At 69.7% G+C, this 9,582-nt stretch carries 7 protein-coding genes; all 7 read right to left on the bottom strand.

What is annotated here, in order from left to right; all coding sequences use genetic code 11:
- A complete protein-coding gene (locus RUH65_RS08405; protein ID WP_313816910.1) occupies window positions 1-912 on the bottom strand; it encodes an inositol monophosphatase family protein in 912 nt (303 codons plus the stop codon).
- Window positions 909-3,479: an NAD-dependent DNA ligase LigA gene (ligA, locus tag RUH65_RS08410; protein ID WP_396179865.1), complete on the bottom strand. Its 2,571-nt coding sequence runs from the start codon at window positions 3,477-3,479 to the stop codon at window positions 909-911. The genes RUH65_RS08405 and ligA overlap by 4 nt, the downstream gene beginning before the upstream one ends.
- Window positions 3,480-3,533: 54 nt before the next feature.
- Window positions 3,534-5,183 carry an arylsulfotransferase family protein gene (locus tag RUH65_RS08415; RefSeq protein WP_313816911.1) on the bottom strand — a complete coding sequence of 550 codons (1,650 nt, stop codon included), beginning with the start codon at window positions 5,181-5,183 and terminating at the stop codon, window positions 3,534-3,536.
- A gap of 97 nt (window positions 5,184-5,280) precedes the next feature.
- The gene (locus RUH65_RS08420; protein WP_313816912.1) at window positions 5,281-5,562 is read right to left on the bottom strand and encodes a hypothetical protein; all 282 of its coding nucleotides are present in this window, start codon (window positions 5,560-5,562) and stop codon (window positions 5,281-5,283) included.
- A 25-nt stretch (window positions 5,563-5,587) separates the two neighbouring features.
- Window positions 5,588-6,244, bottom strand: coding sequence for a hypothetical protein (locus RUH65_RS08425; RefSeq protein ID WP_313816917.1), 657 nt, complete (start codon window positions 6,242-6,244; stop codon window positions 5,588-5,590).
- 274 nt (window positions 6,245-6,518) lie between these two features.
- Entirely contained in the window at window positions 6,519-8,204 is a 1,686-nt protein-coding gene (locus tag RUH65_RS08430) for a serine/threonine-protein kinase (protein ID WP_313816913.1), read from the bottom strand.
- A partial coding sequence (locus tag RUH65_RS08435) for an FHA domain-containing protein (protein WP_313816914.1) occupies window positions 8,201-9,582 on the bottom strand: 1,382 nt, incomplete at its 5' end. The genes RUH65_RS08430 and RUH65_RS08435, both read right to left, overlap by 4 nt.

Consider the following 9,582-nt stretch of genomic DNA (forward strand, 5'->3'; position numbering starts at 1 on the left):
TCAGCCTCCCGCGGGCGGCATCGGCAGCAGCTGTGGTGCCCGCGGATCGGACCGGCCGGTCGGATCAGACGGCTCCGACGGGTCCAGCACCCCGGCCACCGTCCAGTCCGGATGGTTGGTGCCGTCCCCGGAGGCGGGGCGCCGCACTGGCGCCCCGGCTTCCTCGGCGATCAGCGCTCCGGCCGCCCAGTCGTGTTCCTGGATGCCGAACTCGGCGTAGGCGTCCAGGGTGCCGTCGGCCACCAGGCACAGGTCCAGAGCCGCCGCCCCGATGCGCCGCACGTCCCCGAAGTGTGGCATCAGCGCCGCCAGAGCACCGAGTTGGAAGTCACGGCGCTCCCCCGCATACGCGAAGCCCGTGGCGAGCAACCGGCCGGAGCGGCCGGGAACGGGTCCGTTCAGGCGCACCGGCTCCCCGGAGGCCGGCGGAAGATCCGCCTGCGGGATCCCGGGCGTGTCCACGGTGGAGAAGGCTCCGCCCTCAGCCGAGGCGTACCAGGTCCGGCCCAGGGCGGGCGCGACGACGGCCCCGGCCAGCCAGCGCGTCTCACCTGCTGCCGTCGGCCCTTCCACCGCCACCGAGGTGCAGAACTGGGGGATCCCCCGGATGAAGTTCGTGGTGCCGTCCAACGGATCGATCGACCAGCGGTAGCCCGAGGGATGCTCCGGCTCGGTGTGACCGTATTCCTCACCGGAGATCGCGTCGTTCGGGCGGTAGGCGGTGATCACCTCGCGCACCGCCTGCTCCGCTCGGCGGTCGTAGTCCGTGACCCAGTCCGAGCCCGAGGACTTGGTGACCGCGCCGAGTTCGGCACGCGTGGCCGGCGTCGGGCCCAGGGCGCGTTCGGCGAGCACCGCGGCCCCGGCCCGGGCCGCGGCCCGGGCGACGGCCAGCAGTCCCTGGACGCTCATGCGGTCTCCTCCGTGGCTGCAGTATCGGTGTCCGTCTCCGTGTCAGCGTCCGTGTCCTCAGGGCCGTCAGCGACCGGCGGCCCCTCGGCCAGCAGCGTCCGGAACCCCTCCTCGTCCAGCACCGTGACACCGAGGGACTCGGCCTTGTCCAGCTTGGAGCCGGCGTTCTCCCCCGCGACCAGGAAGTCGGTCTTCTTGGAGACCGAGCCCGAGGCTTTGCCCCCGCGGACGATGATCGCCTCCTTCGCGGAATCCCGGCTGAAGGTCTCCAGCGATCCGGTCACCACGATCGTCAGTCCTTCCAGGGTGCGCGGGGTGTCCTCGTCCTGTTCATCCTCCATCACGACGCCGGCCGCGTGCCAGCGCGCGACGATCTCCCGATGCCACGGTTCGGCGAACCAGTCGATCACCGCCTCGGCGATGATCGGTCCGACCCCGTCGACGTCCGCCAGACGCTGTTGTGCTGCGGCGCGGCCCTCCTCCGCTGCCGTTCCTTCCGTCCCCGCGGACCCTTCCGTGGCGAGCTCTTGCAGGGCCTGCAGGGAGCCGAACGCGGTCGCCAGGGAGCGGGCCGCCGTCGGGCCCACGTGCCGGATCGAGAGCGCGACGAGCACCCGCCACAGCGGTTGGCTCTTCGCCTTGTGCAGTTCCTGGAAGAGCCGGCGGGTGTTCGCGGTGGGCTCCGAGGGCTTCTTGGCGGTGCCCTGCGTCCAGAAATAGGGCTTGAGCTCCCACTCGCCCGAGGGCACCGGCTTGCCCGTCTGGGGATCCTTCGTGCGCTTCTCCCGCCAGACCATGACCTCGCTTAACCGGGACTGGAGAGCGGACAGCCCCTCCGGGTCGAAGGGCTCCTTCAGGTTCTTCTCATGGCGGTCCGCCAGATCGAAGAGCTCGGCGTCCTCCGTGATGACGCCCGGCCCCTCGGGGCGCACGTGCTGATTGTTCCCGGCCGGATCGGGCCCCGGGCCGTTCGTCAGCCAGAGGGCGGCCTCCTCGCCGAGCGCCTCGATGTCGAACGCCCCGCGGGAGGCGGCATGCTCGATGCGGCCGGTGAGCTGGGCGGGGCAGGAACGGGCGTTGGGGCAGCGCAGGTCCACGTCCCCCTCCTTGGCCGGCGCGAGAGTGGTGCCACAGGACGGGCACTCGGTGGGCATGACGAACTCGCGCAGCTCGTCCTCCCCGACCGGGCCGGTCCCCTCCACCTGCGTCTTGCCCTCACGCAGGGGCAGCACCGGCCCGACGATCTCCGGGATGACGTCCCCGGCCTTGCGCAACACCACCGTGTCACCGATGAGCACCGCTTTGGCCTTGACCACGTCCTGGTTGTGCAGGGTGGCCATCGAGACGGTGGAGCCGGCCACGAGGACGGGCTCCATCACGGCGTACGGGGTCACGCGGCCGGTGCGCCCCACGTTGACCCGGATGTCCAACAGCCGCGTGTGGACCTCTTCCGGCGGGTACTTGTAGGCCGCCGACCAGCGGGGCACCCGGGAGGTGTGGCCCAGGGCCCGCTGCAATGCGAAGGAGTCGACCTTGATGACGATGCCGTCGATCTCATGGACGAGGTCGTGGCGCTGGTTTCCGTTGTCCTCGATGAACCCCAGGATTCCGCCGTTGCCGCCGCTGCCCTTGCCTCCGTCCCCCTCGTCGTCGTCCTCTTTCTGACCCTCGCCCTCGAGGGAGTCCACGATCTTCGTGTACGGGCTGGTGGGCAGCCCCCAGGAGGCGAGGAGGTCATAGGTGGCGTGCTGGGACTCGGCCTCGAGGCCGGTGTGGGCGCCGATGCCGTGCACGAACATGCTCAGGGGCCGCTTGGCCGTTTCGGCGGGATCCTTCTGCCGCAGGGACCCGGCCGCGGAGTTGCGGGGGTTCGCGAAGGGCGCCAGGCCATCGCGCACCCGGTGCTCGTTGAAGGTGCGGAAGTCAGCGGTGGGCATGAAGATCTCCCCGCGCACCTCCACCTCGGAGGGCCAGCCGGACCCGGCGAGCTGCTGCGGGATGTCCTTGATGGTCATGACGTTGTGCGTGACGTCCTCACCCGTGGTGCCGTCCCCGCGGGTGGCCGCCCGGACCAGTTTCCCGTCCCGGTAGAGCAGGTTCACGGCGAGCCCGTCGATCTTGACCTCGACGAGCCAGCGGACACCTTTCTCAGCGGCGCCGGGGGCAATCTTCTCGATCGAGGCCGAGGTCTTCGCGTACCAGGCGCGCAGTTCCTCGATGGAGAACAGGTCGTCCAGGGAGTACATGCGAGCCAGGTGGGTCACGGGTGCGAAGGCGGCGGAGGCCTCCCCGCCGACCTCCTGGGTGGGCGAGTCGTTGGAGACGATCTCCGGATGCAGCGCCTCCAGGTCCTCGAGGCGGCGGTAGAGCGCGTCGTACTCGGCATCCGAGACCAGCGGTGCATCGTTCTGGTAGTACGCCGTGCGGTGCGTGCGGACCTCGTCCACGAGGTGCTCGTACTGCTCCCGCAGGGACTCCGGCGGGATGTCCCCCGCCCCGGGCTGGACGGCGGAATCGACTTCTGGATCGACGCTCGGATCCGTGACGTTCTTCTGCTCGCTGCTCACCGGTCCAGCCTAGCCGGGTGCACCCTGGTAAAACCCCTGCCGGATCGCGAGCACTCACCGGACTTGGGCCGTTCCGAGCACCGTACCCTCGGCGTCCAGGGCCTCCACGACGGCGTAGGGCAACTCCGCGGCCTCGTCCGGAACCGGGATGGCCGTCTCGAAACCCTCGCGGTCGACGACGGCCTGCTCGGTGACGCTGCCCTCGTCCTCGCCGGCCATCAGCCGCCACCGGGTGACCTCGGTGGCCCCGTTCCAGGAGACGTGGGCGAATCGTTCATCGTCACGCTCCTGCACCGTGACATCCGGTTCCGTGGCGGGCCGCCCCTCCCAGGCGAATTTGTACGCCCGGTAGCTGCCGCCACCGCCCTCGAACTCGTCCCCCCGGCATTCATCACCATGGCAGACGTCGTAGATGAGCTCGCCTCCCGGCGTGTACTCGGAGTAGTGCGGGCGGGCACCCCAGCCGATCAGCATGTTCCCGTTGGCCAGCTGCTGCGCGTTGGCCATGGAGCTGGCCACCCGGTCCGCGGGCGGCAGGTACTCGGTGGCCACCTCCGCGGTCATCGTGTCTCCGTCCAGGGCCAGGCGCAGACCTCGGGATGACTCGTCATCACTGCCTCCGTGGGAGTGGTTGTCCAAGAGGGTCAGGGTGCCATCTGTGCTGCGGTGTGCATCGTGCTGCCAGGAGAACTCGGCCCCGTCCCCCATCGCGAAGTCGCTGGCCGAGCCGCCCAGGGTCCACTCCACCGCGCCGGTCGGGCGGTCCACCTGGTACACCGCGTTGGTGTGCCGCGCCGAGACCAGCAGGGAGCCGTCGTGATCCTCCGTCACGGAGTTGATGTGGAAGTAGTCGAAGGGGTGTTCCTCGCTGCCCAGCTCGGGCGGCCCCGACTGTGCGTCCGGAGCCGCGGATGGCGCGGCCTCCGCCGAGCCTTCTGCCTCCCCGGCTTCTTTCTCCAGTTCCGCCTGTTCGTCCTCGAAGTCGAGCAGCGTCTGTGTCAGAGGAACATGCCCGATGGCGCTCCACTCAAAGAGCACTTCCCCGGTGGCGATGTCGACCTCCTGGATCACGGCGTCCTGGATGTACCCGTCCTCCGGGCCGCCCACGTCTCTGAGGTCGGCCGGTGCCGGCACGTAGGCGGCGATCAGCATGGTGTCCTCTGGCGTGATCGTCGTGTCATGGAAGTCCGCCTGACCGGGTTCCAGGGAGCCGCCGGTGGTGACGCGGGCGATCTCCTCATAGGACTGGTCGAGGATGACCACCTCACCATCTCCCATGCCGCCGTCACTGGTGCCCTCGTAGACGGTGAGCACCGGTTCGCCCTGATACTCCTGGACCCGCAGGTCGAAGGGATTGTCCTCCGGGTCGTCATCCTCGGCCGGGCTCATCCACACCAGCTCCCCACTGGCATCCAGGATCACGGCCCCGTCCGAGGGGGTCTTCGAACCGTAGTTCGGGGTCAGGAACGTGAACTCCTCGGACTGCTCGTACTCGTCCGACCACGCCGGACCGCGGGTGATCTCCACCACCGGAGGCATCAGGTCGGGGCGGCTGACGAAACTCTGATGCGGAATCGGCCTCTTCTCCGCTCCTGCCCCACCGTCAGCCGTGCAGGCCGAAGCCGCCAGCGCCACGGTCAGCACGGCGGACGCCGCGATCACCCGAGAAGGATGCTCGCCCCCGTATCCAGGTCCGGCACGCATGCTTTGTGTTTACCGTGCCCCACATGGCCGCGCCAAGCTCCGGTTGGCGGGGGCCGGGATCTCCTGAGTCCGCTCGACCCCGCCCGGTACAGCTCGTTCAGTCCAGATGGCGCAGCAGCCGCTCCGGAGCGTCGAGAAACAGGCGCCAGTTCCGAACGAGTTCCAGGTCGTCGTAGGTGCACGGCCGGACGCCCCACGGACCCAACTCGTAGAGCGTGGCCGCTGGCAGCGCCGCCAGCACCGTGGCCGGGCCCAACTCCAACCCCTCGTCGAGGACCTGACGAACCGGGGCAACCGTGGCGGGCCACCGGTCACGGCCCATGGGCTCCAAGGGATGCTCCTCGATCCTGCGGATCGGCAGCGAACTCAGCCAGGACATGGTCCGCGACGACACCGCACTCGGATCAGTCCTCGTCGCCGAGGGCTTGGTCCAGCAGCGGCAGGTCATCCGGAGTGACCAGGTGGGAGGTCACGGCATGCTCCACCAGGCGGGCACGGCGGTTCGTGGCCAGCTTGCCGCCACCGCCGCGCAGTCCTGCCACGCCCACGCGGTCCAGCTTGTCGCAGACGTTGTCCAGCTTGCGGTTGAACCGGGTCAGCGGCCAACCCAGCCTCTTTGCGGCGTTGGCGGAGGACGGCACCGTGGAGAACCCGGTGCCGCCACGGCGCAGGATCGGCTCAGCCAGGGCCACGATGAGGGCCTTCTGGGCCGGGGTGAAGATCACCGGGCCGATGGTGGTCTCCCCCACGGCTTCGTTGCCGTTGGACTGCTGCAGGAACGAGGGACTCTTCAGGTGCGCCGAGAACTCATAGGTGGTCGGCCCGGCCGTGAACACCACGTTGAGCTGACCGAAGACCAACGGGATGCGGGAGCCGGGCGAGACCCAGGCCTGCATGCCGCCGGAGGAGTCCGCCACGGTCGCGGAGATCATGGTGCCCACGTTGGACAGCCACCACAGCCCGTCGATCTGCCGGATCTCCATGAACCGACGGTGCAGGTACGGGTTGTCGTCGATCTCCAGGTCACCCTCGCGACCGATGGTGAACACCTGGTCCGGCATGACCTCGTACCACTCGCCGACGAAGTCGATCGACAGCGCCGCCGAGCTGCCCTCAGTGGGCTGCAGGTCTCGGTGGTCCTGCTGGTCCTGCGAAGCCGACTGGACCCGTTGGCCGTGCTCGTCCACGCTCATCGCCACTCCCCCTGGTTGAAGATCTCAGTCCCATGATGCCGGTCAAACCTGTCCAGTGCCGTCATTGTGGCGCCCGGGCTGTTCCGTGCCCTGACAGGACCTACCACCTGTGCACTGCCGCGCCTGCCACACGGGCAGGCACTCAGTCCACGCACCCCACGGTCGGTTCGGACTGTTTCCCGTTGGACCGGATCACCACAACCTCGATGCACGTCCGGTCCTCCTCCAGCACGGGGGTGGTGGCCGTGGCCTCGTCAGCGGTGGTGATCCGCCCCTGGCCGGTGGCCGTGGACGTCCTCCACATATAGGTGTCCCCGTCCTTCGGATCAGGGTTCTCCCAGGTGAAGACGGCTTCGGCCCCGTCCGCCGTGGCCGTCACGTTCTCGGCGGCCGCCACGGGCTCCTCCGGTTCCGGCAGCGGCAGCCCCGGCGACTCATCGATGAAGGTGGGATCCGGGTCCTCCCGAGGCTGGACGGCCATGCTGTTCGCCAACCAGACGGCACCCACGATGCCCAGCACCAGCACCACCAGTGAGGCGATGATGCCGACCTTGTTCTCGCCCATCCAGGCGGCGAACGGCGAACCCGTCGATTGTTCCTCCACGCGCCGCGCGGTGGCGCCGTCGGGCTCCCACTCCCCGCCGGCGTCGGGATAGGACCTCTGCGGGCGCGACGGCGCGCGGGAGCCGGCCAAGCCGCCGCCGATGCGCCCGCCCATGATGGTCGGGTCGTCGTCCGGGGACGGACCGGCCGGCGTCGTCCCCCGAGCAGGTCGCATGACCGTGGCATCATCCACGTCCTCCTGTGGACGTCCTGGCGCGGAGGGCGGGGGCATCGGCGGGAAGTGGCGCGAGGTGTTCGTGGAGCCACGATCCGGATCGATCGAGACGATCTGCCGGACGCGGGTGGCGTCCCCTCCCTCCTCGGCCTCGTCATCCTCCGCCTCCAGCGAGCCGGACTCGTCCATGACCTCGAACGGGGTGACGGACAGGCCCAACTCAGTCTGGACCCGTTGCAGCGCCAGAGCGAAGGCGTGCGCCGAGGGGAAGCGGGAGCCGGGGTTCTTGGCCATCGCAGTGGACAGCACCAACTCCAGCGAGGCCGGCATGTCCGCCCGGTTCAGGGGCGGCAGCGGCGCCTTGGCGATCCTGGAGATCAATTCCTTCTGCGAGTTGTCCGCCCCCGGCCGCACGAACGGGGACCGCCCGGCGAGCAGGGTGTAGAGCGTGGCACCGAGCGACCACACATCCATGGCGAACCCGTCCTGGCTCCCCCCGGTGAAGGCCTCCGGGGCGGACCACGGGATGGACATCCCGGCGTCGTCGTCCAGCATGTCCGTGGTGCCGGAGATGCCGAAGTCCGTCAGCGCGGGGCGGTTGTAGTCCGTGGTCAGGATGTTGGCCGGCTTGATGTCCCGGTGCACGATCCCGGCCCGGTGCGCGGACTCCACGGCGGAGGACACCTGGATGCCGACGGCCAGGACCTCGTCCACGCCTAACCGGGAGCGGCGGTAGCGCAGGTCCAGGGAGGGCCGCGAGCAGTACTCCATGGCCAGGTAGGAGTGGCCGTCCTCGGTGATGTCCGCCTCGTAGATCGTGACGATGTACGGGTGCGAGGACAGTTGCGCCATGAGGTTGGCCTCGGACTCGAAGGACTTGCGCGCCCGTTCGGTCTTGAGGCCGGAGAGCAGCACCTTGACGGCCACCTTGCGGCGAGGCCGGTCCTGCTCATACAGGTAGACGTCCGAGAAGCCGCCAGAGCCCAGCAGGCTGACGTACCGGAACCCGTCGATGTGCGGCGGCGGGGCCGGTGGCCGTTTACCGCTCACAGCAGCCCCTCGAAGCGCACGGAGATCCCGTCGCCCAGGTCGGCGATGTCACCGTCCAGCACCATGAGAGACTCGCCCTGACCCAGCCGTCGCGGCGCCTGCCCCTCGCGGATCAGCACCGTGCCGTTCGTGGCCTTGAGGTCCCGCAACTGCACATGCCATCCCTCCAGCACCACCTCGCAGTGCGAGCGGGAGATGTCACCGTTGGGGCTGCGGACCTGGATCATGCGCGGCATGGTGCCGGAGCCGACCCGGTGGGCCTGCGGCTGGCGCCCGATCACGGCCGGGCGGTCCAGCTCCACGACCTCCCCCGTGGACATGCGGAGGCGGCCCAGGGAGGGACGGCGCAACTGTTGTGCCTCGCCCGAGAGGGACTGACCGCAGACGCCGCACGTGGCGTTGGTCGGCGGGTTGGCATGCCCCTGGGAACACTGGCGGGCCAGGACCACTGGGCCTGTCGCTGGCGGCGGGGCCGGAGCGGGTGCGGGTTCGCTGGACGGCAGATCCGGAAGACCGAGGTCCGACTTCATGACGGTCTCACCGTCATGGTCCTCCTCCACGGCCGCGGTTCCCCCGGAGCCCGACGCCGGCTTGGCCGGGGACGCAGGTGGGGCGGGGAGGGGTGCGGGGCTGGGTGCAGGACCAGGAGCGGACGGCGACATGACCGTGTCAGCGTCATCCGCGTCCTGCGCGTTGGTCGCGGCTCCGGCGCGGGCATCGGAGGGTGCCCCCGAGTCGCCGTGCGGGTGGCCGCCCGAGCGGCCGTCCGAATGGTCGTCCGGTGACTGTTCCGGGGCGACCGTCATCCCGAGATCAGCGAGGACCTCGACCATCTCACTGGCAGCCGGCTCCGGAGCCCGTGCCGGGACAGTCTTGCGGGCCGCTGCCAGCCACGGCACCGAGTCGATCAACTCCTGGGGGCCGGGAACGGCGCTGCTCGGCCGGGACCGCCGGTCGTCCGGGGTCTCCACGGCGCTGGGCGAGGCGGGAGGTCCGGCGATGGTCCGGTCATCGACATCATCTGCATCGGTGCCGGTCTCGCTGTGACTCTGTGTCTCGTCATCGTCCTCGGCGCCGTCCTCGTCGTCGTCCGTTTCCGTGCTGGGCTGGACCTGCGTGGTCTCACCCGTGGCAGCCCTTGACTGCTCGGATTCGGCATCGGACGGCGCCGAGCGTGGGCCCGGAGCGATCGTGGCGTTGAGATCCGGTTCGAGGTCCGGTTCCGTCTCGTGCTCTGGACCGGCGTCGGCGGGGTCGGACGGCACCTCCTCATCCACTTTGCGGGCAGAAGTCACCGCTAAGTTCTGCCCGGAAAGTGTGGGGGTGCCGGGCTCGTGAGGGGCCTCCCCTGCGGGATCGGTCGAGGACTCTTCGTCGG

The organism is Citricoccus sp. (assembly GCF_032154715.1).
Lineage (GTDB): Bacteria > Actinomycetota > Actinomycetes > Actinomycetales > Micrococcaceae > Citricoccus.

What these genes read in the sequence shown, in the direction of transcription:
- RUH65_RS08405 (WP_313816910.1), bottom strand. Translation starts at nt 912, where the DNA reads ATGAGCGTCCAGGGACTGCTGGCCGTCGCCCGGGCCGCGGCCCGGGCC.
- RUH65_RS08415 (WP_313816911.1), bottom strand. Translation starts at nt 5,183, where the DNA reads ATGCGTGCCGGACCTGGATACGGGGGCGAGCATCCTTCTCGGGTGATC.
- RUH65_RS08420 (WP_313816912.1), bottom strand. Translation starts at nt 5,562, where the DNA reads ATGTCCTGGCTGAGTTCGCTGCCGATCCGCAGGATCGAGGAGCATCCC.
- RUH65_RS08425 (WP_313816917.1), bottom strand. Translation starts at nt 6,244, where the DNA reads ATGCCGGACCAGGTGTTCACCATCGGTCGCGAGGGTGACCTGGAGATC.